Origin of the sequence: Microlunatus endophyticus, assembly GCF_014646195.1 — a bacterium.
Classification (GTDB): Bacteria; Actinomycetota; Actinomycetes; order Propionibacteriales; family Propionibacteriaceae; genus Microlunatus; species Microlunatus endophyticus.
On record NZ_BMMZ01000007.1, the window covers coordinates 13,988 to 39,491 of the forward strand.

Consider the following 25,504-nt stretch of genomic DNA (forward strand, 5'->3'; position numbering starts at 1 on the left):
GACCCGGCAGCTCGGACGAGCCCGGCGCGAGCGGGTCGGGATCACGCGTCGGCCAGCGCCTCGATCGGCGCGGACCGGGCGGCCCGCCGGCCGGGCAGGATCGAGGCCAGCACACCGGCGATGACCGCCACGATGCCGACCAAGATCGTTTGCGGCGCCGACATCGCGAAGACCACGGTGGGATAGTCGAGTTCGGTGCCGACGGCCTCGGTGCCGATCCAGCCGAAGAGTGCGCCGGCGGCGACTCCGACGATCGCGCCGCCGACCGCCAGCAGGACGGCCTCGATGCCCAGCATCAGGCGCAGTTGACGGCGCTGCAGTCCGAGTGCCCGCAGCAGTGCCGATTCACGGCCGCGCTCGATCACCGAGAGTCCCAAGGTGTTGCCGACGCCGATCAGCGCGATCAACACGGCGACGCCGAGCAGCACCGTCGCGATCGTCAGCAGGGTGTCCAGCAGTGTCCCATAGGTGGCCTTGCTGGTCAGCGATCCGCTGAGAATCAGATCCGGATGATCCTTGGTGATCTTGGTCAGTGCGGAGTTGATCTTCACCACGTCGGCAGCCGGGCCGGCCTTGGCCCAGACCCCGGTGACCGGTGCCTGCGGGGCCGCCTGGGCCATCAGGCCGGTGGACACCACCAGAGCGTCGTCGGCAGCGATCCGGCTCGGCTCGATCCGCAGTTGCCGCTGCCAGGACCGGTAGCCGACGGTCACGGTGTCTCCGGCGCTGAGTCCCAGGGATTGGGCGATCAGCGGGTCGATCAGAATCGCGTCGGTCGGCAGGCTGCCGGCACCGGGGTTGATCACGGAGTTGATCTTGTTCCCGGAGATCATCCGGAGTTCGGCGCTCTGGTGGTCGCCGGTAGTGACCTTCGCGGTCACGCCCCGCACCGGAGCGACGCCGGTGATGCCGTCGATGGCGGCGACCTGGTCGACGACGCCGGCCGGCAGCCGGGTGTCCGACGACACCGTGACGTCGACGGGATAGTGCTGGTCGAACATCAGACTGGTCGACTGTTTGACGCTGGCGGCGCCGACCTGCAGGGTGACGATCAGGCCGGTCGCCAGCATCAACGCCGCGCCGGTGGCGGCGGCGCGCCCGGGATTGCGGGCGGTGTTGTTGGTCGCCAGCCGACCGATCGGCCCGAGAGGCCGGGTCGCCAGGCCGAGGAGCCGGATCAGCGCAGGGAAGTAGAGCTTGACGCCGATCAGCACTCCGAGCGCGAGCAACAGCGATCCGGCCACGCAGAGCAACAGCGCCTGGGCGCGGCTGTGCAGGCCGTACGCGATCAGTGCGACGCCGGCGGACGCGACGAGCAGCGACGGAATCGCTGTCAGGAAGGAGATCCGGCGGTCGGTGGCGGTGTCGGGGACCGGCCGGAGAGCCTCCAGCGGGCTGACCCGGGTCGCTCGGCCGGACGGCCCGAGGGCGGCCAGCAGGGTGATGATCACCCCGACGCCACCGGCGAGCGCGACGGTCGGCGGGATCACCAGTCCGGCGCGGAGGGATCCGCTGATGCCGGCAGCGACGGCGGACACGCCGATACCGAGCCCGACTCCGAGGATCGAGCCGATCACGCCGGTGATCAGCGCCTCGACGAGCAGGCTGCGCCGCACCTGATCACCGGTGGCGCCGACCGCACGCAGCAGGCCGATCTGCCGGCGACGCTGGGCCAGCAGGATCAGGAAGGTGTTGACGATCAGGATCATCCCGACCAGCAGGGCGATCGCCCCGAAGATCAACAACAGGTTCTGCAGCACATCGGCACCGTCGGCCAGTCCGGTGAGCTGCTGTTGGCCGTAGTCGGCGGAGGTGACGGCCGTCAGCTTCGTGCCCAGCCGGTGTTGCAGGCTTGCCGCCAACTGGTCGGGACTGATCGAGCCGTCGCCGACCACCAGGAGGTTGCCGCCCGGATCGGTGACCGAGGTGAAGAAGCCGGGCACGACGAAACCGTTCTGCGCCTGCCCGGAGAACAGCGATCTGGTCTCGTCGGTGATCCCCGTGACCGTCAGCTGCTTGTCACCGTGGCCGGCGTCGATGGCGACGGTGTCACCGACCGAGAGATTCTGCGCGGCGGCGGTCGTACGGCCGATCGCGATCTGGTGATCATCGGTGGGCCAGCGCCCCGAGGCCAGGGTGGCCCACATCAACGACGGGCTCTGCGGCATCGACGTGAGCGTGAGCGGCGTCTGGTTGATGTTGCCGCCGGCTTGGTAGCCGAGCTCGACGTCCTTGACGCCCGGTGCCGTGCGGACCGCGGCGAGCTGCTTGGCCAGCGGTGCCGCCAGCCCGTCCTCGGAGCTGACCACCACGTCGGCAACCGCGGTCCGGGCGGTCACCGACGCCGCGACCGCCTGGCGCTCGGTCGCCATGAAGCCGAGGGTCGCGGTCAGGTAGCCGACGCTGATCATGACCGCGAGAAGCACGGCGACGATCCGGCCGGGATGCCGCCGGACCTGGCTGACCGCCAGGTCGGTCATCGCACTCATCAGGACTCCAGCTGCGTCATGGCGGCCAGCACGCTGTCGGTGCTGGGATGATCGACGACGTCGGTGATCCGGCCGTCACTGAGCAGCAGCGCCCGGTCGGCGTAGGATGCAGCGATCGGGTCGTGGGTGACCATCACGATGGTCTGCCCGAGGTCGGCGACCGACTGCTTCAGGAATCCCAGCAGCGATGCGGCGGTGCGCGAGTCCAGTGCACCGGTCGGCTCGTCGGCGAACACCACCTCCGGTGCGGTGACCAGGGCACGGGCGATGGCGACCCGCTGCTGTTGTCCGCCGGAGAGCTCACTGGGCCGATGATCAAGGCGATCGGCCAGGCCGAGCGACTCCACCAGGGTCGCCAGCCGCTTCGTGTCCGGGCGTCGGCCGGCAAGATCAAGAGGCAGCAGGATGTTCTGCCGGGCAGTCAGGGTCGGGAGCAGATTGAAGGACTGGAAGACGAATCCGATCCGGTCCCGGCGGATCCGGGTCAGCTTGCGATCACTGAGCCCGGTGATCTCTGTGCCACCGATGAAGACCCGGCCGTCCGTGGGAGTGTCCAGACCCGCCAGGCAGTGCATCAGGGTCGACTTGCCGGAGCCGGACGGCCCCATGATCGCGGTGAAACTCCCGGCAGCGAAGTCGATGCTGACAGCATCCAATGCGCGTACGGCCGTGTCCCCGGCACCGTAGATCCGGGTCAGCCGGACCGCTCCGGCTGCGACACTGGAGCCGGTCGCGACCGGGTTGAGAGTTGGCGCTGTCATGGCGTCCTTCCGTCGTTGATCATCGGCCGTACAAGCGGCCGTTGTTCAACCTAGGGAAGTCGCGCCCGACCGGGCATCGGATCGCGGTGACCAGTCGCAGGACCGAGGATCAGACCACGGTCTGAGTTACGTACGACCTCGCTGTCGTCGGCTCGCCCGCTTCACGTCACTGCCGCCAGGTTGGCTCCCGCTTCACGAAGGTGCCCTCGCCTCCTGGGCACCGGAAGCGAGCGCACGGAGGGGAAGCGAGGACGGTACGAAGGGAAGCGGGGCTGTGCGAACCGGGAATGGGGTGGCCGCCGCCGGGCTCTCCGGGGCTGGCCTCCAGTCGCCGGCGCCGATCACCCAGCACGTGCGTTCTTCAGGTGTTGCTTCAGTTCGGTCGCGCGCGCATCGGGCGTTGCTCCACGACGGTGCTCTTGCTCCCGGTCGAACGGAGGCCGGAGTACCGGCGTGAGGCAAGGCTGGGCGTACTGGAGCAAGTGATCAGGAACGGGCGTACGGATCGGCCAGGCCGGACTCGAAGGCGAAGAGCACCAAGCCGACTCGGTCCCGGCAGTCGAGTTTGGCCAGCAGCCGGCCGATGTGGGTCTTGACGGTCCCCTCGGCCATGTAGAGCCGGGCGGAGATCTCGGAGTTGGTGGCGCCGGCGGCGATCTGCTGCAGCACCTCGATCTCGCGGGCTGTCAGCAGGTCCACCTTCTCCGGGTGCTGCTCCTGGTCGGTGCCCGGCAGGCTGCGGACCACATGGCTGAGCAGCCGCCGGGTGGCGCTCGGGGCAACGACCGCATCGCCACGGGCGACGTTGCGGATCGCCGACAGCAGCTCCTCGGGCCGGGCGTCCTTGAGCAGGAACCCGGAAGCGCCGGCCTTCAAGGCGGCGAAGACGTATTCGTCGAGATCGAAGGTGGTCAGGATCAACACCCGGGTCGCGATCCCCGCCGTCACCAGCCGGCGGGTCGCCTCGACACCGTCCATGATCGGCATCCGGATGTCCATCAACACGACATCGGCCGGCTGTGAGGTCAACTGCTTGACGGCGGCGGCACCGTCGGCCGCTTCGCCGACCACGGAAAGATCATCTTCGGCTTCGATCAGCATCCGGAACCCGCCGCGTACGAGTCCTTGATCATCAGCCAGGAACACCGTGGTCATGGTCAGGATCTCCTGCTCTGGTAGGGATTGGACGCCTCTGGATAGGGCGAAACCGGATAGGGCGATACCGGAGAGGGTGACACCGGATAGGGCAGCCAGGCCAGCACCTGGAAGCCGCCGGTGGGAAGCGGTCCGGCCTCGAGGCTGCCGTCGTGCAGCCCTACCCGTTCCCGCATTCCGCGCAGCCCGTGGCCCGGTGTCTTGTCGGTGACACCGAGACCGTTGTCGACCACCCGGATGCCGATCCCGTGTTCGGCATAGGTGATCCCCACCGCAGCGCGAGCCGCCGGCCCGGCATGTTTGAGCACGTTGGTGATGGACTCCTGGACGATGCGGTAGACGGTCAGCGCCAGCGGCTGGCTGACCACCGGCTCGGTGCCGTAGCGGGTCAGGGTCACCCGATCTCCGGTCTTGCCGACCAACTCGTCCAGGTCCGCCAGGCCGGGCGTCGGCAGATAGCTCTCCGGAGCACCGGCCGGCACGCTGCCGGGCTCACCGATCGGACCGCCGCTGCGCAACAGGCCGACCATCTGGCGCATCTCCTCCAGCGCCTCCCGGCTGGTGTCGGCGATGGTGCCGAGCACTTCGGGAGCTTTCTCGGGCTGTTTGGCCGCCAGCGCCCGGCCGCCCTCGGCCTGGACGACGATCACCGACAGCGAGTGCGCCACGATGTCATGCAGTTCGCGGGCGATCCGGGTGCGTTCGTCGACGGCTGCCACTCGCGCCCGCTGTTCCTGCTCGGCGGCGACCAGACGAGCCCGTTCGATCCGGGCGGCCACCGACTGGGCGGCCCGTTCGACCTGTTCGCGGCGCCTGCTGCCGATCACGTACGCGACCCCGACCATGCCGGTACAGGCGAGCATGGTGATGACCGCGACCGGGATCGCGTTCCCGCCAGGACTGCCACCGACCAGCAGCCAGCGTGTCGGACCGAGGAACGAGCCGACCACCGCGACCAGCAGCGCTGCGCGCCGCAGCGGCCGATCCGACCAGCGGGCGAACGTGTAGACGTACATCGGCACAGCGACGATGGCGAACGACGGCTGGTCGAGCACCGCCAGGTGCAGCAGGGCGACGAAAGTCGCGCCGATCAGAGCGGCGAGCGGATAGCGGCGACGGAGGATCCATGGCAGCCCCATCAACCCGGTCACCCAGACGGCGTTGCCCCAGCCGACCGCAGTGACCATGAAGAGCGCCATGATGCCGATGGCGCTGAGCAGGTCGAAGCGGTAGCGCGGGTCGACGAACCAGCTGCTGAGCCAGGCCGTCGGGCCGTGCTGGGCCGGCGCGACAGAAGAAGGTGCCGAGGACATATCGCGGGCAAGCGTAGGCCGAGACCGTCGCACACCCATCAGACTGCAGTCGGAGATTCCCCGCGACGGCGGGGCCGTCTAGTCTGGGCAGATGAAGAAGTTGCTGATCGCCCTGGCCGTCGCCGGCGGGATCGCCGTCGTGGTCCGGCAGTACAACCGCAAGGTTGCCGAGGCTGATCTGTGGGCCGAGGCCACCGACAAGGTCACCCCGATCTCCTGAAACCAATTACCTGGACCCACTGACCGAGACACGGGAGGCACGACCATGGCCGACGGGCAGCAGATCCTGGACCGCATCCGGGCGTTGGTCGAGGAGGAGAAGACCTTGCGCGAGGACCGCGCCGCCAATGCGATCGACGGTTCGGAAGAACGCTCCCGGCTGTCCGCGCTCGAGGTCGAGCTCGACCAGTGCTGGGACCTGCTCCGCCAGCGGCGCGCGCTGCGGGACGCCGGCAGGAACAGCTCCGACGCGGCCGTCAGGCCGGCCTCGGAGGTCGAGGGCTACCTCGGCTGACCCTCAGCCGTTGCGGACGACGCGCTCCAACAGATCCGCAGCGGTGAAGATCACGTCCTCGTCCGGACTGAAGTACGGGTTGTGGTGCGGTGCCGGGCTGTTGGCGCCGACGTTGATGTAGGCGCCCTGACCACCGGCGGCCTGGACGCCCCTGATCATCAGATTGACGTCGTCGCTGCCGCCTTGCGGGCTGTGCCGCTGGATTTCGGGCACACCGTCCAGCTGCCCGGCGGCCGCGATGATCTTGTCCACCAAGGGGTCGTCGGGGCTGATCGTCACCGCACGACCGGTGATCACGGCCTGCTGCTCCACCCGATAGGCGTCGGCTGTCCCGGCGATCACCTGCAGCACACGCGCCGTGAGGTCCTCGATCACCTCGTCGTCGGTCGCCCTCGCCTCGCAGGTCATCTCCGCCAGCGCCGGAACGATGTTGACGTTGTCGCCCGCATGCAGGGTGCCCACGTTGAGCCGGGTGTCGGTGCCGCTGAAGCGCGGCAGGCTCATGATCGACAAGCTGGCGCTCGCGGCCGCGAGCAGCGCGTTGCGGCCGTCCTGCGGCGATCCTGACGCATGGGCGGCGACCCCGCGGAAGGTCACTGCCAGCTTGCGGGTCGCCATCCCGCCGACCACGCTGCCGACGATCGTCGACGTCGGCTTGCCACCGGCGACGTGCACGCCGAGCATCCGGTCCACGCCCTCCAGCACACCGGCGTCGATCATGGTCTGGGCGCCACGTACGCCTTCCTCGGCGGGTTGGAAGAAGATCCGTACCGCGCCGGGGAAGTCGTGGTCGGACAACCGGTGCAACAGGCTGACCCCGATGGTCGCGTGGCAGTCGTGGCCGCAGGCGTGCATCGCGCCGGTGGTCGAGTGGTAGCCGTCCCTGGCCGGTCGGTGGCGATCGTCGTCGGCCTCCCGGATCGGCAACGCGTCGATGTCGGTCCGGATCGCCCACACCGGGCCTGGCTGGTTGCCGGCGACCTCGGCGACCAGCGCCGTACCGTGCCGGACGAAGTAGGCCGTCCGTTCCGGGTCTGCGCCGCCGGCTATCGCCAGCTGGGCCCAGTGTTCCCGGGTCGCCGGATCGGGGTAGTTGACGACCCCGGAGAGATCCTGCACCTGTGATCCGGATCGGATCGTGACCGGCAGCCCGGCCAGCGCTCTCTCGATCCGGCCGGCGGTGCGGTATTCCAGGAAGCCCGGCTCTGCGTGGGCGTGCAGGTCCCGGCGGAAGCTGATCAGTTGGTCGCGATCCATCATGGTGCGACCATCATGGCTGGTCGGTCCCCGAGTCGGTCGGCAGCCCGGGGATTCGCCGGGTCTTGACCAGCTCCTCGGCGACGAGCGCGAGCCGGCGATTGTCGTTCTGCGACACCCGGACCAGCACCGAGAAGGCCTGGTCGGAGGTGAGTCGGAACCGCTCCATCAGGATGCCCTCCGCCTGGCCGATGGCCGTACGACTGCTCACCGCGTGATTCAGGGTCGTGATCGTCTGGCTGGCCGCCAGGGCGACCGCCGCATGCGCCGCCAGCGCCAGTCCGACGGCCTCGTCGTGCGCGTCGAAGGCCGACGGGCGGTCGGAGTAGAGATTCAGCCCGCCGTAGGAGTGATCGCTGGTGAACAGCTGCAGACACAACATGCTCTGTACCCCGAGTTCGGAGCTGACCGACGGAGCCCACCTGGGCCAGCGGTCGTCGGAGTCCAGGTGCGGAGCCCGAATCGTCTCGTGGTCGCGGATGCTGTCCAGACACGGCCCCTCGTCCAGCGTGTACTGACGGTGATCACCCTCGGCAACGACGCCGTCGGTGGCAGCGATCGTACGAATCCTTCGATGCTCGACCAGGCTGATGCCGGCGTGGTCGCAGCCGCGGATCACCTCGACGGCCATCTCGCTGATCCGGTCGGCGGTCGCCTCCGTCGACGGCTGGGCCAGCAACTCGCGGGCTATCGCGGCAAACCGGTCACCGGGGTCCTGGGATCGCATCAATCCAGGATGCACTCATCGGCCCCCGGGCGCTACGTACGGTCTGCGGAGTGCCCCGCACCAGGACTCGGGGTCGGGACCCGTAGGCCGGCCCGGCGGGCACAGTCTGAACCCGCCAGGCCTCAGCGGCGACAGGCACTAGAAACCCGGAACCACCTGCGCTCTAGCTACCCCCGTCACTGCTCCTGAACCTCCTCCGCCTCAGCTCAGTAGCGCCGCCACGCCACTGTCACCGCTGCCACCGAGTCCACGATCGGCACCACGGTCGGCGGTTCAGCTGAAGCACCACTACGCTGGCACCTGGTTGGGAGGTCAGCCGGCGAATTGGCGTGCGCGCACGCCCTGCTCCGGAAGGCCCGTCGACGATGCTGGACGAGGTACCCGCCGATTGCACCGGCGATGCGGACGAGATTCGAGTGCCGCTCGAGCTCCCGCCGGAGTTCCTGCAGCTCCTGGCTGCGTCCGGCCGAGGGACTGACGGATCGGACGATCTCCGCCGATGGCTGGAGTCGATGCCGATCATCGAGCAGGCCAAGGGCATCCTGATGGCTCGCTATCTGATCGACGCCGACACCGCCTTCGGTGTGCTGCGCCGCTGGTCCAGTCATCACAACATCAAGATCCGGACCATCTGCGACCGGCTGACCAGTGCGGCGGCCCGAGGCGGTTCAACCCAGGCCGGTTCAACTCAGGTCGGTTCAACCCAGGCCGGGTCGGCTTATGGGGGCAGCAGTCTCGACGGGGTGTTGAGGACGCTCGAAGGGCCGCCGGACACCGCACAGATCGACCCGCAAACCTCCGCACAATAGGCTGCTCCGGGCGCCGGGCAGGCGCGCGGACAATCTGGAGTGATGACGTGAAGTCCTACGCCGAGCGGCGATCCGGTCCCTCCCGGCGCGCGGTGTTGACCGTCGTCGGCGTGTTGCTGGTCGCCGCCTGCCTGCGGCCCGCGATCACCTCGGTCGGCCCGGTACTGGACCGGATCGGCGCCGCTCACGGATTCGGCCGCGGGACGGAGGGCCTGCTGGCTGCACTGCCGCTGCTCGCCTTCGCCGGAGTATCGCCGTTGACCCACCGGCTCGCTCTGCGCCTGGGCATGGACCGTACGGTGCTGGCCGCGCTCGGGCTGTTGATCATCGGGATCCTGCTCAGGTCGTCGGGCGGCAGCGTGCTGCTGTGGATCGGCACGCTGCTGATCGGGGTGGCGATCGCGATCAACAACGTGCTGGTCCCTGCTGTGGTGAAACGGGACTTCGGCGGCCGGATCGCTGCGGTGACCGGGGCGTACACGGCGATCATGAACACCTTCGCCGCGATCGCGTCCGGGATCGCCGTACCGCTGGCCGACGTCGATCGTGGTCGTGGTCCGGGTCACGACGGGTGGCGTACGTCGATCGGCATCTGGGTCGTGCTGACGGCGATCGGCCTGGTCTTCTGGGTCGCCCGGATGCGGACGGTCGACAGCGTGGCCAGCCAGGGGATCGCCACCGTGCCCGTGATGTCACGATCCGGGTCGGATCACTCGGTGTGGCGGTCGCCGCTGGCCTGGCAGGTGACGATCACGATGGGACTGCAGTCGACGGTCTTCTACACCATGGTCAACTGGCTTCCCTCCATCGAGGCCGACGCCGGGGTCAGCCCCGCGACCGCCGGGCTGCACCTCTTCCTCTACCAGGCGATCGGGATCCTCGCCGCGCTCGCAGCCAGCACGCTGCTGGGTCGGGTCGCCGACCAGCGACTGGTCGCATCCATGATCAACATCCCGATCCTGATCGCCCTGGCAGGGATGATCAGCTTTCCGCAGCTGCTGTCGGTGTGGGCGGTTCTCGCCGGGCTGACATCGGGCGGGTCGATCACCGTTGCGCTGGCGTTGATCGGATTACGGACCCGACTGGCCGCCGACACCGCCCGGTTGTCCGGGATGGCCCAGGGGGTCGGTTACCTGCTGGCTGCCGGCGGGCCGGTGGCGGCCGGCTGGTTGCGCCAGACGACCGGCTCCTGGACCGCGGTGATCATGATGTTGATCGTGCTGACCCTGCTGCAGGGCGCCGCGGCCTACCTCGCCGGGCGGAACCGCTTCGTCGGCGAGCCTGTGACGGGATAGTGCTGGTGGGATTGGTGCGACTGTGACGGCGGAGGGTCCCCGACATCGCGGCCGATGTCAACCCGGTCCCACGACCCGGACCGTATTTGAATCTGCGGCGGATTGCAGGAACGGTGGAGAGTGCCTGTTTGCTGGGCAACTATTCACTAGGGAAGAGGAGAGCCATGCTCACGCTTACCGAGAACGCCAGCAACATCGTATCGACCATCGTGGACAAGCAGGTCGAGTCCGACGACCGGGGCCTGCGGATCAGTGGTCCGACGGACGGCGCCTTCGCCATCTCTGCGGTGCAAGGAGCCGAGCCCGGCGACACCGTCGTGGAGAGCGGCGATGCCACGGTCTACCTGGAGCCCAGCGCCTCCGAGGTGCTGGACGACAAGGTCCTGGACGCTCAGGTCACTGCCGAGGGCGACGTGCAGTTCCAGCTCGCCCAGCAGGGCTGAGCCGGAGCCGTACGCGGGCCGGTGTCCGGCCCGCACCATCGGTCGTCCGAAGGCCGTCACCCGCACGGGTGGCGGCCTTCGTCCTGTCCGACCCGGTAGGGTCCCCATACGCGAAGTCGGAGAGGGAGAGTCAGCGTGAAACCGGACTGGGAGTCCCGATTCCCGAGGCTCTTCGAGCCCGCCTACGTCGATTACGCCAACACCGACGTGATCTTTGCCACCGACGGCGTCGTCGAGCCGCTGGTCACCCGGCTGCATTGCGTTGCCACAGATCCCGACGGGCGGGTGATCGTCTGCCGCACCGAGGACTGGCGCTTCTTGCCGGGCGGCACCCGGGAGCCCGGCGAGTCCCTGGAGCAGACCGCCGCGCGCGAACTCCTCGAGGAGGCCGGGGCGAAGGTCACGGGGCCGTTGACGATCTTCGGCGCGCAGTTCGCGACCAGCCTGAATCCGGCCCCTTACCGGTCGCACCAGCCGCATCCCAAGAGCTGCTGGGCCTTCGCCACCACGACCGCCGAGCTGATCGGGCCGCCGGAGAATCCGCCGGATGGCGAGCAGGTGCTCGAGGTGGTTGTCCTGGATCCGTTGCCGGCCGCCGACTGGCTCGATGATCATGACCCGGTGCACGCCGATGTGGTACGCCTCGCTGTTGCGATGGGGCTGATCGCCTGAGGCCCGGGCGCTCGCTCTAGGGTTGGCCGCAGATCACACGACCGAGGAGCGATCAGGTGCCGGACAACCAAGATCAACCACAACATGATCAACCGCGAGCGGATCAACCGGGGCCGGTCTGGAATGTCGTCCGGGACCCGGAATTCCTGGTGCACTCCTTGATCATCAGCGGCATCGGGATGTCCGCGATCGGCGCGGACCGAGGCAGTGTCGGGCCATCGCTGGTCTGCCGGGCCGACGCCGGTGACGGCCGCGACGGGCGGGTGTTGATCACTGCGGCCAACACCGCGTACGGCTATTCCGGATGCACCGACGCCGAACGGGACGCGGCCCGGAAGTCCTTCGCCGAGTCCGTACTCGCGGCCGGGATCCGCGACGGTGACCTGGTCGACGTCAGCGCCCTGGCGCTGGTGGACTTCGGCGGCGTCGCGCAGCTGCTCTCCGATGCCAAGGACCGGACCTTCGTGCTCGACCGGGACCTCAGCCGGGTCGAGCGCGTGACGACCTACAAGCAGGATCACCCGCAAGATCATCCAGATGACATCCTGGCGCTGGAGGCGGTGCTGACCTTCCGCCCGGAGAAGGCCCAGCCGACGCCGAAAGAGGCGACCGGGCACTCGCCGCGGGTCGGCTTCGGGGAGCCGCTGGTCTATCCCGCTCCGGCCGACACGGTCAGCATCCGCCAGCAGGTCACGCTCAGGCGGCTGCCGACCGGCTTCGACCCGGTGCGATTCGATCCGACCATCGGCGCGATGCCGGGCGGAGCCGTCCACGAATTCGACAAGATCGCCGAGCACGACGCCCAGGTCCGTTATCTGCGCCGGCACCGGATCGCCGAACGGCCGATCGTCTTCTATCTCGATCCCGCGATGCCACAGGTGATCAAGGACGCTGTGCTGGCGGGTGGCAACTGGTGGGCCGAGGCCTTCGAGGCGGCCGGTTTCCCCGGCGGTTACCGGGTCGAGATGCTGCCCGACGATCGTGAGCTGCAGGATCCACGGCTCAACATCGTCTACTGGACCCACCGCGCCGATCGCGGCTGGTCCTACGGGATGAGCCAGAGCGATCCGCGGACCGGCGAGATCCTCCGCGGCAACGTCGTCCTCGGCTCGCAGCGGGTGGAGCAGGTCAGGGCGATGGCGGAGGCGGTGCTGGCGCCGTACGGCGCGGAGTCCCGCCGTGATCTTGTCGACCGGATCGTCGCCGCGCGGCTGCGCCAGCTGGCTGCGCACGAGATCGGTCACGCGATCGGATTCGCCCACAACTTCGCCACCCAGACCCACCGGGTGCCGTCGGTGATGGACTACCCGGGACCGGTCTACGACGTGGTCGACGGCCAGGTCAGGGCACCGGAGCCGTACGCGACCGGTCTCGGGCCGTGGGACTTCCGGCAGGTCAAGGCGCTCTACACCGCCACCGCCGATGACGGTGTGCTGGTCACCGGCGAGGGTGATGAGTTGATCTTCATCACCGACGCCGACTCCCGCGTCGACGAGGCGGCGGACGGATCGTCGGCTACCTGGATCATGCCGCGTCCGGTGCTGCCGGCACTGGCCGAGGTCGCCGCGGTCCGGGCCACCGCGCTGGCGAATTTCTCTCCCGCGGTCGTCCCGCCGGGCAGTGACAGCAACGAGATCGAACGTCGCTTCGTGCTGGTCTACCTGCTGCACCGCTACCAGGCGATCGCGGCGGCCAAGCTGATCGGCGGTATCACCCGCCGGTACGCGACCACCGACCATGATCAATTCACCGGCTCCTGGTCGGCCGTGCCGCAGCAGGACCAGGGCGACGCATTGGCCGGCCTGATCGCCTTCCTGAGCCCGGAGTTCCTGGCGATCCCCGACCACATCCGGCCGCTGCTGGTCCCGCCGTCGGGTGGGGCCGGTCGGCGGGAGGGCCAGTTCGGCCGGCAGACCGCCGAGGCCTTCGACGGGACTGCGGCGATCACCGCCGGCGCCGACCTGATCGCCGAGTTGCTGCTCGCGCCCGAACGGCTCAACCGGCTTGCGGAGCAGAATCGCAGCGGAGCGGGTGTTGATCTTGGAGCGGTGTTGACCTCGACCGTCGGCTACGCCCTGGACCTGCTGGACGCCGAGCGCACCGAGGCCGGCGACGCGATCGGCTGGGCGATCCTGCGCCGCTACGAGCAGACCCTCGAATCCGATGCACTGCACCACGCCACCCGGGTCGTCACCTTCGAAGCCCTCGGCGACCGGGATCCGGGGCGCAAAGCGGTCAAACATCGCTGGGATGCCCTGGAGAAGGCTGCATACACAGCGAAAGCGAAGCTGCCCTCGCTTCCGCTGGGTACGCCGATCTGATCGGGTGGCGCGGTTCAGTCGAGCTTGTCCAATGCCAGGTTGAGCTCCAGGACGTTGACCGTCGGCTCGCCCAGGAAGCCGAGCACGCGTCCGCTGGTGTGCTCCTGAACCAGCTGTTGCACAGTGCTGATCGGGAGCTGCCGAGCTCGGGCCACCCGGTCCTCCTGGATCTTGGCGTAGGCCGGGCTGATATCGGGGTCGAGGCCGGAGCCGGACGCAGTCACGGCATCCGGTGGCACCTGCGCCCGGCTGACGCGGTTGAAGGTTGCGACCTGCTGCCGGCGTTGGGCGATCGACTTGATCAGCTCCGGATTTTCCGGGCCTAGGTTGGAGCCGGAGGAGCCAGCACCGTCGTACCCGTCACCGGCCGCGGACGGCCGCGGCTGGAAGTATTGCGCCAGCGGATTTCCCTTGCTGTCGGAGAAGGACTGACCGATCAGGGTCGACCCGACCACGGCGCCGTGGTTGTTCTCCACCATCGAGCCGTTGGCGTTGCCGTGGAAGATCAACTGCCCCACACCGGTGATCACCAGGCAGTAGAGCGGTCCCAGCACCAGGGTGATGATCACCATGGACCGGACGGCGACGCCGACGGTCCGTCCGATGCTGCGGGTATTCGTAGTCATGAGAATTCCTTCGATGCACTCAGAAGCCAGGCAGGAGCGAGACCAGAAGATCGATGATCTTGATCCCGATGAACGGGGCGATGATCCCGCCGACGCCGTAGATCAGCAGGTTTCGGCCCAGGATGGTGGAGGCGCTGGCCGGGCGGTAGCGGACGCCACGCAGCGACAGTGGGATCAGGATCACGATGATGATCGCGTTGAAGATCACCGCGGACAGCACCGCCGAGGCAGGTGAGTGCAACCGCATGATGTTCAGCGCCTGTAGGTTGGCGAAGACGCCGGTGAACATGGCCGGGATGATCGCGAAGTATTTCGCGATGTCGTTGGCGATCGAGAAGGTCGTCAGCGCGCCGCGGGTGATCAACAACTGCTTGCCGATCCGCACCACGTCGATCAGCTTCGTCGGGTCGGAGTCGAGGTCGACCATGTTGCCGGCCTCCTTGGCTGCCGAGGTGCCGGAGTTCATGGCGACCCCGACGTCGGCCTGGGCGAGCGCCGGCGCGTCATTGGTCCCGTCACCCGTCATCGCGACCAGGTTGCCGCCCTCTTGCTCGCGCTTGATCAACGCCAGCTTGTCCTCCGGGGTCGCCTCGGCCAGGAAGTCGTCGACTCCGGCCTCGGCGGCGATCGCCGCTGCGGTCAGCGGGTTGTCGCCGGTGATCATGACCGTACGGATGCCCATCGACCGCAGCTCGCCGAATCGCTCCGGCAGGCCGTCCTTGACCACGTCCTTGAGGTGGATGACGCCCAGCACCCGCCCTTGTCCGGCTGCCGACAGGGTCGCGACGACCAGCGGGGTGCCGCCGGAGCGCCCGATCCGGTTGGCGTGCTCCTCGACCTCCGCGATCGTCGTGCTGGGCAGCGGTGAGCCCTCGGACTCGAGCCAGTCGATCACCGCCGAGCCGGCGCCCTTGCGGATCCGGCTGCCGTCGGGCAGGTCGAGCCCGGACATCCGGGTCTGGGCGGTGAATTCGACGATCTCGCCGGTCGTCCTGCCGTCGGCGGAGAAGCCTTGGGTGGCGGCCAGCTCGACCACCGAGGTTCCCTCAGGGGTGGGGTCGGCCAGCGATGACAGGGCTGCGGCCTCGACGAGCTCGTCCCGGGTGACGTCGGTGAGGCGTACGAACTCGGTGGCCCGGCGGTTGCCGTAGGTGATCGTCCCGGTCTTGTCCAGCAGCAGGGTGGTGACGTCACCGGCGGCCTCGACGGCACGGCCGGACATCGCCAGCACGTTGCGCTGCACCAGCCGGTCCATGCCGGCGATGCCGATCGCCGAGAGCAAGGCGCCGATGGTGGTCGGGATCAGGCAGACCAGCAGGGCGACCAGGACGGTGATGCTGACCGGCTTGGCGGCGAACGAGGCGATCGGATTCAGGGTCAGCGCGACCACCACGAAGATGATCGTCAGCGACGCCAGCAGGATGCTCAGCGCGATCTCGTTGGGCGTACGCTGCCGGGCGGCTCCCTCGACCAGCGCGATCATCCGGTCGACGAAGGTCTCCCCGGGCTTGGAGGTGATCTTGACAACGATCCGGTCCGACAGCACCCGGGTGCCGCCGGTGACGGCGCTGCGATCACCGCCGGACTCGCGGATCACCGGCGCCGATTCGCCGGTGATCGCGGACTCGTCGACCGAGGCGATGCCGGCGATGATGTCGCCGTCACCGGGGATCAGATCGCCGGCCTCGATCACGACGATGTCGTCCAGACGCAACTGCGAGGACGGGATGTCCTCGGTGGGGTTCCGTTCCGCGGCAGGATCGGACTTCAGGTCGTATCCGGTGACGCGATGGGCGATCGTGCTGGTACGGGTCTTGCGCAGGGTGTCGGCCTGCGCCTTGCCGCGGCCCTCGGCGACCGACTCGGCCAGATTGGCGAAGAGCACGGTGAGCCACAGCCAGCCGGCGATGATCCCGGTGAACGATCCCGGCACCGGCGAGCCGCCGGAGGCAGCGGGCCCGCCCAGGAAGGGCTCGGCGATCGCCAGGATGGTGATCAGCGCCGCGCCGAGCCAGACGATGAACATCACCGGGTTGTGCCACTCCTGGCGCGGATCGAGCTTACGGAACATGCCCGGCAGCGCCTGCCGGATCTGCTGACCGCTCAGCGCCCCGGCCGGCGTACGGGTCGGGCGGGTCGGCTCGGAGGCTGTCGGATGATCTTGGCTGTATTGATCTTGAACGGCGGTGGACATCAGCGATCACAGTCCTTCTGCTAGCGGACCGAGGGTGAGGACAGGGAAGTAGGTCAGGGCGGTGACGATCAGGACGACGCCGATCAGCAGGCCGATGAACATCGGCCGGTGGGTGGGCAGCGTGCCGGCGGTTGCGGGGACCTTGTTCTGCGCGGCCAGCGAGCCGGCCAGGGCCAGCACCAACACGATCGGCACGAACCGGCCCAAGATCATCACCACGCCGAGCGCGGTGTTCATCCAGTAAGTGTTGGCGGTCAGGCCGCCGAAGGCCGATCCGTTGTTGTTGGCGCCGGAGGTGAAGGCGTACAGCACCTCCGACATGCCGTGCACACCCGGATTGAGGATCGAGGTGTCGGCGACATTGGTTCTGACACCGGGGATCGAGAAGCTCAGGGCGGTGCCGGCCAGCACCAGCGTCGGAGTGACCAGGATGTAGAGGCTGGCCAGCTTGATCTCTCGTGGGCCGATCTTCTTGCCCAGGTATTCCGGGGTACGGCCGACCAGCAGACCGGCGACGAAGACCGCGATCACTGCGTCGACGAGCATGCCGTAGAGGCCGGTGCCGACACCGCCCGGAGTGACCTCGCCCAACATCATGTTGAGCATCGGCATCATGCCGCCGAGTGGGGTGTAGGAGTCGTGCATCGCATTCACCGCGCCGGTGGAGGTGGTCGTACTGGTGGTGGTGAAGAGGCTGGAGTTGACGATGCCGAAGCGCTGCTCGATGCCCTCCATCGCTCCGCCTGCCAACTGCGGCGCGGTTCCATGGCCGCCCAGTTGCAGCGCGGTCAGGGTCAGATACGAGGCGGCGAAGATGATCGCCATCGCGGTCAGGATCGCGTACCCCTGCCGGTTGTCGCCGACCATCCTGCCGAAGGTGCGGGGCAGCGCGAAGGGGATGCACAACATCAGCACGATCTGGAAGAAGCTGGTCCAAGCGGACGGATTCTCGTACGGGTGGGCGGAGTTGGCGTTGAAGAAGCCGCCGCCATTGGTGCCGAGTTCCTTGATCGCCTCCTGCGAGGCGACCGGACCGCCGGGAATCTGCTGGGCGTTGCCGGCCAGCGTGGTGAGGTGGGAGAAGGCGTGGAAATTCTGGATCACGCCACCGGCCATCAGGACGACGGCCGCGATGATCGCGATCGGCAGCAGGATGCGGGTCGTGCTGCGGGTGACGTCCACCCAGAAGTTGCCGATGGTGGCCTGCTTGCGACCAGCGAAGGCGCGGACCAACGCGATCGCGACGGCCATGCCGACGGCTGCCGACATGAAGTTCTGGATCGCCAGCCCACCCAGCTGCACGGAGTAGCCGAGGGTCTGCTCGGGCGAGTAGGACTGCCAGTTGGTGTTGGTGGTGAAGGACGCTGCCGTGTTGAAGGCCAGCGCCTGCGGCACTCCGGCCATGCCGAGCGAATACGGCAGCCAGTGCTGGACCCGCTGTAGCAGATAGACGATCAGCAGACCGACGACGGAGAAGATCAGCATCGCTCGCAGGTAGCTCTGCCAGGTCTGCTCGGCCTTGGAGTCGACGCCGATCAGCCGGTAGAAGCCGCGCTCGGCCCGCCAGTCCTTCTCGGACACGTACGTCCAGGCCATGTAGTCGCCGAGATACCGGTAGCAGAAGGCCAGGATCACGCCGAGCGCGACCAGACTGGCGACCGCGGAGAACCACTCCATCAGAACCCGCCCCTCATCAGAACCGCTCCGGTTTCACGAGGGCGTACACGAGGTAGACCAGCGACGCCAACGCCAGCAGGCCGGCCAGGACCGAGAAGACGATCACAGCTTCTCCACCGCCTTGCCGACGGCCCCGATCAGCACGAACAGGGCGATCGTGCCCAGCACGTACACGACATCGAGCACAACAGACTCCTCAGCTTCATGACTTGACTGCCACGGCGGATCCACGACGGATCCGGGCACCGCGAACGGCACCGAGGAAGATCAAACGTCGGATCGAACCGGCTGAGGCGGGCCTTAACGCGTTCCATACGCGGCGCGGCCCGTCCCTGACGATCTCTTGGCGGGAGGCGTCAACGATCCGTCAAGGATCCGTCAAGGATTGCCCGCTGCGGACCGCACCAGGCCGATCGGGGATTGACTTGAGTCATGGACACCGAAGACCGGCCGGTGTTGCTGGACCGGATCGCCTGGCCGGCTGCCATTCTCGGGCCGTCGCTGGTCGCCCTGGCGCTGGTGCCGCTGCGCGGCAGGGTCGACGCCACCAACGTCGCGCTGATCCTGGTGGTCGTGGTGGTCGCGGTTGCGGCGCTGGGACGGCGGCTGCCGGGGCTGGCCGCTGCGGTGATGGCCGGCCTCGCCTTCGACTACCTGTGGACCTCGCCGTACTACACCTTCAGCATCGACAATCCCGACCTGATCCAGACCGCCGTCCTGCTGGTCATCGTCGGTGCGGCGGTCAGCGAGCTGGCCTGGCTGGGCCAGCACGCCCGGCAGCAGTTCGTCCGCAGCCGCAGTTATGTCGCGGGCGCGGTCGACGTGGTGGCGACCTTCGATCCCGGGGCCGATCCGTTGGCGCAGGTACGGCTGGTCGAGCAGCGGATCGTCGACATCCTCGGCGTGGACGGCTGTCGCTACCGGACCGGGCCGATCCCGGGCGGACAGACCGGGGCAGTGCTGGCCGCTGACGGCTCGCTGCAGGTTGCGGGCCACCGGACCGATATCGGCCGGAGCGGACTGCCGACCGACCGGATCATCGCGATCCCGGTGGCCGGCGGCGGTCACGCGTACGGTTACCTGGCGGTCACGGCGGCCAGCCGGTGGAGCCGGCCGACCAGGGAGCAGCGGCAGGCGGCGGTGCTGATGGCCACCCAGTTGGGCGAGATCCTGACCCGTGCGGAGCAGCCGACGCGCTGAACCGACGCGCTGGCCCGGTATGGGGGACGTACGGAATCGGCACCGGATGCCCCTAGAGTCCTGCCATGAGTCAGGAAGTGCGGAGCCAGGTGTCGGCCGGGCACAACGGCACAGACCGGCTGCGGTTGGCCGCGGTCGTCGGCGCGCTGGGCGTGGTGTTCGGTGACATCGGCACCAGCCCGATCTACACCCTGCAGACGCTCTTCAGCCCCGACGATCCGCACCCGATCGCCGCCAGCGAATTCAACGTCCTGGGGGTGGTCTCGCTGATCCTCTGGTCGGTCACGCTGATCGTCACCGTCTCCTATGTGATGCTCGCGCTGCGGATCAGCAACGACGGCGAGGGCGGCATCATGGCACTGCTCGGCCTGATGCGGCAGCGGGCCCGTAAGAACCGGACCAAGGTCACGGTCTTCCTTGCCGGGTTGGGAATCCTCGGCGCATCGCTGTTCCTGGGCGATGGGATGATCACGCCGGCGATCTCGGTGCTCTCGGCGGTGGAAGGCATGGAGATCGTCCGACCGTCCTTCAAGGAACTCGTCATCCCGGTGACGGTCGTGATCATCGCCGTGCTGTTCCTGGTGCAGCGGTTCGGGACCGGGACGATGGGCAAGTTCTTCGGTCCGGTGATGATCCTCTGGTTCACCGTCGTCGGCGTCGGCGGGATCTCGGGGATCGTCCGGAGCCCGTCGATCCTGCGGGCCATCTCGCCGACGTACGCGGTCGAATTCGTCGCCGAGCATCCGCCGGCGGCCTTCTTCGCACTTGCTGCGGTCATCCTCGCGATCACCGGTGCGGAGGCGTTGTACGCCGACATGGGCCACTTCGGCCGCCGCCCGATCGCCGCCGGCTGGCTGGTGCTGGTCTTTCCGGCCCTGGCGCTGACCTATATGGGCCAGGGTGGTCTGTTGCTGAACGACCCTCACAACACGTCGCTGCTGTTCTTCCAGCTGGTGCCGGTGTGGGCGCGGATCCCGACCGTCGTACTGGCGACCGCGGCAACGGTGATCGCCTCCGAGGCGGTGATCACTGGTGCCTATTCGGTGACTTCCCAGGCCGTCCAGCTCGGCTATCTGCCCAGGCTCCGGATCGTGCACACCTCGGCCGAGACCCGCGGGCAGATCTATGTGCCCTTCATGAACTGGCTGTTGATGGTGGCGGTGCTCACCCTGGTGCTGGCATTCCGCAGCTCGGCTTCGCTGGCATTCGCCTACGGCATGACGGCCGCCGGCACGATCACGGTCACGACGATCCTGTTCTTCTACATCGCCTATCACACGTGGCGTGCGCCCCGATGGGTGCTGGTCGGTGGCGGCGTGATCTTGATCCTGGTCGACCTGTCCTTCGTCGCGGCCAATATGACCAAGCTGCTGCACGGCGCCTGGCTCCCGCTGGCGATCGCACTGGTCTCCTTCACGATCATGATCACCTGGCAGAAAGGTCGCGGACTCGTCACGGCCCAGAGGGAACAGCTGGAGGGGGAGTTGGCGCCGTTCGTGAAGAAGTTGAGCGGCCCGAATGCGGAGTGCCAGATCGTCGAGGGCACGGCGATCTTCCTCAATCCCGGCAAGAACACCACGCCACTGGCGCTGCGGGCGAATGTCGAGCGCAACCACATCCGGCATCGTCATGTGGTGATCGCCTCGGTCAACGTGCTCCCGGTCCCGCGGCTGACCGATCTCAGCAAGCGAGCCGTGGTCGACCGGCTGTCGCACGGCAACGACGGCATCATCCACGTGAGTCTGCGATTCGGCTACGACGAGACCCCGGACGTGCCGGCCGCGATGGCGACGTTGAAGCCGAGCCAGACCGAGGGCCGGCTCGATCTCGAGAACGCTATCTACTTCCTGTCCAAGATCGAATTGCACGCCGGCAAGGACAAGACGATGGCGGCCTGGCGCAAGCAGCTGTTCCTGGCGACGTCCCACATCACCGCCGATGCCAGCGATCACTTCGGGCTGCCGCGCGATCAGGTCGTGATGCTCGGCGCCAACGTCGACGTCTGACCCCGAGCCTCCGCCGTCCGGGCGTCGAACTCGTGACAACGCGAGTTTCGGGGCTCGGAACGAGAACCGGGATCCAAAGTCGAGCCGTCACGACTTGAGGCCCGCGGGTAGCGGAGATGGCCTACCCGATCCGCCGAGCCAGCTCGGCGAGCCGGCTGAGCAGGTCGTCGAAGAAGGCGGGCACGTCGGTCTCGGTGGCGATCAACGCGTTGGGCTGACGTCCCCAGAAGCCGCGGGTGTCGGCGACGGTCGTGCCGCGGGTCAGGCTTCCGGCAAGTTCGACGTCGACGACCGCAGGCTGGGTCCGTACGATCCCGGGATCGAGCGCGACGGCGGCCGCGAACGGGTCGTGCACGTGGGCCAGATAGCCCTCGTCGTGATCATGGTGGAATTCGAAGTAGAAGCGCAATGCATCCGTCAACAACCTGACGGTGCTGTTGCTGGTCGCAGATCGCAGACCATGATCATCCGCCGCCGATGGTCGTTCGACCGGTACGCTTCCGGCCGCCTCGGCCAGCCGTACGAGATGGTCGGGCGTGAAGGCGACCTGTTCGGTGAGCGGCAGCGAGCAGATGATCGGCTGCGGGGCCCCGTCGATGCCGAATGCGGTGAAGACCTCGTGCGCCGCCTCCGGATCGACCGCGATGTTCCACTCCGAGGTCGGTGTCGTGTTGCCGGGGTAGTTGAAGGTGCCTCCCATGATCACCAGCCGGTGCAGCCGCTGGGGAAGGTCCGGATCCTTGCGGATCGCCAGTGCCAGATTGGTCAGCGGCCCGATCACCAGCCCGACCAGTTCGCCCGGACGGTCCCGGGTCAGTTCGATCCAGGCATCGGACGCCGTACGCTCCGAGACCTGCCGGTTCGCGGCCGGAAGCTCGGCATAGCCGATGCCGTGCGGGCCATGGGTGTCCTCGCAGGTCATCAGGTCGGCGACCAGCGGACCCTCGGCGCCAGGAAAGACCTCGATCTCGGCGTGCCCGCAGTAGTCGAGCCAGCCGAGGTTGTTGGCCGCCACCACGTCGACCGGAACGTTGCCGGCGGTCGACAGCACGGCAACGACCTCGGCCGCCGGATGCTGCAGAAGGTAGAGCAGGGCGAGGGTGTCGTCGATGCCGGTGTCGCAGTCCAGGACGACAGGCACGGTCGCGGTGGTCACCCACCGACCCTAACGAATGGCTCTTCAGTGCGGTTGATCAACCGGGGGCCCGCGGAACCCGGAGCAGAGCACCCGCATCCAGGTGATCCGTCCGGACTCGCAATCGCCGTCGGCCATGGAGTAGGCCTGCTGCTCGACGACGAACGGTCCAGCCCCCTACGGCGGCGACGATACGCCGCAGAGGTCAGGGCTGGAAGACCATCAACACGATGATCGCCGCGAAGATCAGCGCCACGATTCCGCCGAATGCGGCCACCCGGCCGCGCAATGCCACGATCGACTCCTCATTGTTGATCATGGTCGTCGCACGGTCGAGGGTTCGCGACAGCAGACCCCAGGCAATGCCGACGCCGATCAGCCATAGCAGCAACGACAACCAGATCCAGGTGTCGGTGAATTTGGCCACCACCCGGTGGGTGTAGGGCGAGGTCATCGACATCAGTCCGAAGCCGAGGATGACCACGACGATCGAGGCGATCGAGTAGACCCGGAGCACCCGGGACGCCTCTGCAGTTGCGGTCGCGTTCGACCGGCGCAGACCACGGGCGGCCGTGGTCGCGGCGTGGATCAGCGGGCCGATCGCGCCGACGGCGGCGAGGATGTGCAGGGCGAGGAAGACTTTGAACACGCCTCGACACTAGTCCTCGCGCCGCCGAACGTTCAGTCGTGGGTTTCAGGTGGCCGAAAGGGCTTGAGGACGGACCAGACGATGAACAGTGCCGCGACGATCACCATGCCGATGCCTGCCCACAGATTGATGTTGATTCCGCCCGACTTCGCCTGGTCCGCAGTGCTGAAATCGGCGATCCCGGTGATCAGGCAGACGATGCCGTAGATCGCGAAGAGCGCACCGATCACCGTGCGGATGTCGAAGAGCTCGGCGAGCCGACGTTCGCGCTTCTCGCTCTGGTCACTGGCGCCCTGCTGGATGTCACTCATGCTTTCCTCCGAGATCAACGCAGGCTGAAGAAGATGTAGAAGACGATGACCAGGCCCAGCGACACCGCGGCGAGCAGGATCGGCGACTGGTACCAGACCTTGACCGCGATCGTGATGTCTTCCTTAGGCGTCACGCTGCGGACCAGACCGACCAATTCCTCGTCGGACTTGGGCTTGGTCCGCGCCGAAACGATCACCGCGACGATCACCACCAGCACACAGGCGACCGCGCCGCCGAGGAAGCTGGAGCCCTGGCCGGGCAGATTGAGAACGCCGACCTGGTTGAGGATGAAGACCACCACGGCACCTGCGGTGCCGGTGATCAGACTCGACCAGCCGGCCGTCCCCGTCATCCGTTTCCAGAACAGGCCGAGGATGAAGACCGCGAACAACGGCACGTTGAAGAAGGAGAACAACGTCTGGATGTAATCCATGATGTTGTTGAACCCAGCCGCGATGAAGGCCGTGCCGACGGCCGCCGCGGTCGCCAGCACCGTGACGATCCGGCCGACGTTGAGGTAGTGCGCATCCGGCATGTTGGGCTTGATCCAGTCCTGCCAGATGTCGTAGGTGAAGACGGTGTTGAACGAGCTCACATTGGCCGCCATGCCCGCCATGAAGCTGGCCAGCAGGCCGGTCAGCGCGACGCCGAGAAAGCCGTTGGGCAGCAGTTCGCGCAGCATCAGCGGCACCACGTCGTTGTACGTCACCCCGCCGGCCGCAGCGCCCTTCTTGAGTCCGGCGATGGCCGGGATCAGCACGGTCGCGATCATGCCCGGGATGATGATCACCAGGGCGACCAGCGCCTTCGGGATGGCAGCGATCAACGGCGTCCGCTGGGCGGCGCCGGCATCACCGGCGGAGAAGGCCCGCTGCACCTCGGTGAAGTTGGTGGTCCAGTAGCCGAACGAGGTCACGAAGCCCAGGCCGGCGACGACGCCGATGATCGAGCCGACGCTGCTGGTAATGCCCGTCAGCTGGGAGCCAGGGAAGGGAGTCAGCAGTTGGTGGCCGCCGGGCTGGGCCGAGATCTTGCTGACCAGTCCGTTCCAGCCGCCGACCCGGTGCAGGCCGACGATGGTGACCGGGATCATCGCGGCGACGATCACGAAGAACTGCAGGACCTCGTTGTAGATCGCCGCGGACAGACCGCCGAGGAAGGTGTACGCCAACACGAAGACGGCGGCGACCAGGATCGCGACCCAGGTCGGCCAGCCAAGGAGCGCGTTGACCACAATCGCCATCGCGTACAGATTCACGCCGGCCAGCAGGATCGACGCCACGGCGAAGAGCACGGCCTGGATCCGCTGGGTGGTCCGGTTGAATCGACGATGCAGGAATTCCGGCACACTGCGCACTTTGGAGCCGTAGTAGAACGGCATCATCACCAAGCCGAGGAACACCATCGCCGGGATGGCACCGACCCAGTAGTAGTGGAACGCCTGCTCGCCGTACTGCGCGCCGTTGGCTGCCTGGCCGAGCAGCTCGGTCGCGCCCAGGTTGGCCGACATGAAGGCCAGCCCGGTGACCCAGGCCGGCAGCCGGCGGCCGGCGAGCAGGAAGTCCAGACTGCTGGAAACACCGCGTCTGGATATCAGCCCGATCCCGATGATGATCGCGAAATAGATCGCGACCAGCACGTAGTCGATCGGCGCCGCGTTGATCCGCAGGACGCTGCCTTCCAATGCCGGAAAGCCGATCTCCACGGCAGTTCCTCCTTGTTAGCCGGCCGCTGGACGACCTCGGAAGCTAGCACGTGGATGCAGAGGTCGGCTAACTAATCCGTTCGTCGCTTGGGTAGAGAACGTCGTCTCCGCCGACGTCCACGTACCCAAATCCCCCGCAATATTCACCTCAAGAGCTATCACGCCGGCCATCATGATTCAGATCACGCCGCCCGCTGTGGTCCGAATCACGGCCGAATTGATGGCCGACATCCATTCGGCGCTG

24 protein-coding genes are annotated in these 25,504 nt (G+C 67.6%); 9 read left to right on the top strand and 15 right to left on the bottom strand.

The window, feature by feature from the left end:
* Positions 1–41: 41 nt before the first annotated feature.
* From IEY07_RS14460 to IEY07_RS14475, 4 genes are all read right to left on the bottom strand, one after another.
* The gene (locus IEY07_RS14460) at positions 42–2,489 is read right to left on the bottom strand and encodes an ABC transporter permease (protein WP_188896106.1); all 2,448 of its coding nucleotides are present in this window, start codon (positions 2,487–2,489) and stop codon (positions 42–44) included.
* On the bottom strand, positions 2,489–3,250 hold the full coding sequence (locus IEY07_RS14465; RefSeq protein WP_188896107.1) for an ABC transporter ATP-binding protein: 762 nt from the start codon (positions 3,248–3,250) through the stop codon (positions 2,489–2,491). Before IEY07_RS14465 ends, IEY07_RS14460 begins: the two co-directional genes overlap by 1 nt.
* Before the next feature lie 486 nt (positions 3,251–3,736).
* The gene (locus IEY07_RS14470; RefSeq protein ID WP_188896108.1) at positions 3,737–4,405 is read right to left on the bottom strand and encodes a response regulator; all 669 of its coding nucleotides are present in this window, start codon (positions 4,403–4,405) and stop codon (positions 3,737–3,739) included.
* Positions 4,406–4,407: 2 nt separating this feature from the next.
* Positions 4,408–5,718, bottom strand: coding sequence for a sensor histidine kinase (locus tag IEY07_RS14475; protein ID WP_188896109.1), 1,311 nt, complete (start codon positions 5,716–5,718; stop codon positions 4,408–4,410).
* A gap of 91 nt (positions 5,719–5,809) precedes the next feature.
* On the opposite strand from IEY07_RS14475, the gene IEY07_RS24205 reads away from it, so the two are divergent.
* Both IEY07_RS24205 and IEY07_RS14480 read left to right on the top strand, forming a co-directional pair.
* Complete coding sequence (locus tag IEY07_RS24205) at positions 5,810–5,938, top strand: DLW-39 family protein (RefSeq protein WP_229670127.1); 129 nt, start codon at positions 5,810–5,812, stop codon at positions 5,936–5,938.
* Positions 5,939–5,983: 45 nt separating this feature from the next.
* The gene (locus tag IEY07_RS14480; RefSeq protein WP_188896110.1) at positions 5,984–6,232 is read left to right on the top strand and encodes a DUF2630 family protein; all 249 of its coding nucleotides are present in this window, start codon (positions 5,984–5,986) and stop codon (positions 6,230–6,232) included.
* Positions 6,233–6,235: 3 nt separating this feature from the next.
* On the opposite strand, the gene IEY07_RS14485 is transcribed toward IEY07_RS14480, so the two are convergent.
* Both IEY07_RS14485 and IEY07_RS14490 read right to left on the bottom strand, forming a co-directional pair.
* Positions 6,236–7,492 carry an amidohydrolase gene (locus IEY07_RS14485; RefSeq protein ID WP_229670128.1) on the bottom strand — a complete coding sequence of 419 codons (1,257 nt, stop codon included), beginning with the start codon at positions 7,490–7,492 and terminating at the stop codon, positions 6,236–6,238.
* Between the two features lie 10 nt (positions 7,493–7,502).
* On the bottom strand, positions 7,503–8,216 hold the full coding sequence (locus tag IEY07_RS14490) for a GAF and ANTAR domain-containing protein (RefSeq protein WP_188896111.1): 714 nt from the start codon (positions 8,214–8,216) through the stop codon (positions 7,503–7,505).
* A 365-nt stretch (positions 8,217–8,581) separates the two neighbouring features.
* On the opposite strand from IEY07_RS14490, the gene IEY07_RS14495 reads away from it, so the two are divergent.
* The 5 genes from IEY07_RS14495 to IEY07_RS14515 all read left to right on the top strand — a co-directional run bounded on the left by IEY07_RS14495 (position 8,582) and on the right by IEY07_RS14515 (position 13,756).
* On the top strand, positions 8,582–9,025 hold the full coding sequence (locus tag IEY07_RS14495; protein ID WP_188896112.1) for an ANTAR domain-containing protein: 444 nt from the start codon (positions 8,582–8,584) through the stop codon (positions 9,023–9,025).
* 47 nt (positions 9,026–9,072) lie between these two features.
* Positions 9,073–10,320 (top strand): MFS transporter, encoded by a 1,248-nt coding sequence (locus IEY07_RS14500; protein ID WP_188896113.1) that lies wholly within the window; start codon positions 9,073–9,075, stop codon positions 10,318–10,320.
* A gap of 164 nt (positions 10,321–10,484) precedes the next feature.
* Positions 10,485–10,763: a Fe-S cluster assembly protein HesB gene (locus tag IEY07_RS14505; RefSeq protein ID WP_188896114.1), complete on the top strand. Its 279-nt coding sequence runs from the start codon at positions 10,485–10,487 to the stop codon at positions 10,761–10,763.
* Between the two features lie 135 nt (positions 10,764–10,898).
* A complete protein-coding gene (locus IEY07_RS14510) occupies positions 10,899–11,435 on the top strand; it encodes an NUDIX hydrolase (RefSeq protein WP_188896115.1) in 537 nt (178 codons plus the stop codon).
* 56 nt (positions 11,436–11,491) lie between these two features.
* Positions 11,492–13,756, top strand: coding sequence for a zinc-dependent metalloprotease (locus IEY07_RS14515; protein ID WP_188896116.1), 2,265 nt, complete (start codon positions 11,492–11,494; stop codon positions 13,754–13,756).
* A 14-nt stretch (positions 13,757–13,770) separates the two neighbouring features.
* Here the strand turns inward: IEY07_RS14515 and kdpC are convergent, their stop codons facing one another.
* The 5 genes from kdpC to IEY07_RS14540 form a co-directional block, all read right to left on the bottom strand.
* On the bottom strand, positions 13,771–14,382 hold the full coding sequence (gene kdpC / locus IEY07_RS14520) for a potassium-transporting ATPase subunit KdpC (RefSeq protein WP_188896117.1): 612 nt from the start codon (positions 14,380–14,382) through the stop codon (positions 13,771–13,773).
* 19 nt (positions 14,383–14,401) lie between these two features.
* On the bottom strand, positions 14,402–16,453 hold the full coding sequence (kdpB, locus tag IEY07_RS14525; RefSeq protein ID WP_229670156.1) for a potassium-transporting ATPase subunit KdpB: 2,052 nt from the start codon (positions 16,451–16,453) through the stop codon (positions 14,402–14,404).
* A gap of 129 nt (positions 16,454–16,582) precedes the next feature.
* Positions 16,583–18,253, bottom strand: a complete 1,671-nt coding sequence (gene kdpA / locus IEY07_RS14530; protein ID WP_188896119.1) for a potassium-transporting ATPase subunit KdpA — start codon at positions 18,251–18,253, stop codon at positions 16,583–16,585.
* A gap of 16 nt (positions 18,254–18,269) precedes the next feature.
* The gene (locus IEY07_RS14535; protein ID WP_188896120.1) at positions 18,270–18,359 is read right to left on the bottom strand and encodes a potassium-transporting ATPase subunit F; all 90 of its coding nucleotides are present in this window, start codon (positions 18,357–18,359) and stop codon (positions 18,270–18,272) included.
* Positions 18,356–18,511: a hypothetical protein gene (locus tag IEY07_RS14540; protein ID WP_188896296.1), complete on the bottom strand. Its 156-nt coding sequence runs from the start codon at positions 18,509–18,511 to the stop codon at positions 18,356–18,358. Before IEY07_RS14540 ends, IEY07_RS14535 begins: the two co-directional genes overlap by 4 nt.
* 174 nt (positions 18,512–18,685) lie before the next feature.
* Here IEY07_RS14540 and IEY07_RS14545 point away from each other — a divergent pair, with 174 nt between their 5' ends.
* Both IEY07_RS14545 and IEY07_RS14550 read left to right on the top strand, forming a co-directional pair.
* Complete coding sequence (locus IEY07_RS14545; RefSeq protein ID WP_188896121.1) at positions 18,686–19,453, top strand: DUF4118 domain-containing protein; 768 nt, start codon at positions 18,686–18,688, stop codon at positions 19,451–19,453.
* Between the two features lie 65 nt (positions 19,454–19,518).
* Positions 19,519–21,459, top strand: a complete 1,941-nt coding sequence (locus IEY07_RS14550; protein WP_188896122.1) for a potassium transporter Kup — start codon at positions 19,519–19,521, stop codon at positions 21,457–21,459.
* Between the two features lie 121 nt (positions 21,460–21,580).
* Here IEY07_RS14550 and IEY07_RS14555 read toward each other — a convergent pair whose 3' ends face one another.
* From IEY07_RS14555 to IEY07_RS14570, 4 genes are all read right to left on the bottom strand, one after another.
* Positions 21,581–22,615, bottom strand: coding sequence for a nucleoside hydrolase (locus tag IEY07_RS14555; protein WP_229670129.1), 1,035 nt, complete (start codon positions 22,613–22,615; stop codon positions 21,581–21,583).
* A gap of 184 nt (positions 22,616–22,799) precedes the next feature.
* On the bottom strand, positions 22,800–23,243 hold the full coding sequence (locus IEY07_RS14560) for a DUF2269 family protein (protein ID WP_188896123.1): 444 nt from the start codon (positions 23,241–23,243) through the stop codon (positions 22,800–22,802).
* A 32-nt stretch (positions 23,244–23,275) separates the two neighbouring features.
* Positions 23,276–23,554: a hypothetical protein gene (locus tag IEY07_RS14565; RefSeq protein ID WP_188896124.1), complete on the bottom strand. Its 279-nt coding sequence runs from the start codon at positions 23,552–23,554 to the stop codon at positions 23,276–23,278.
* A gap of 14 nt (positions 23,555–23,568) precedes the next feature.
* On the bottom strand, positions 23,569–25,260 hold the full coding sequence (locus IEY07_RS14570; protein ID WP_229670130.1) for a sodium:solute symporter family protein: 1,692 nt from the start codon (positions 25,258–25,260) through the stop codon (positions 23,569–23,571).
* Positions 25,261–25,504 lie beyond the last annotated feature (244 nt).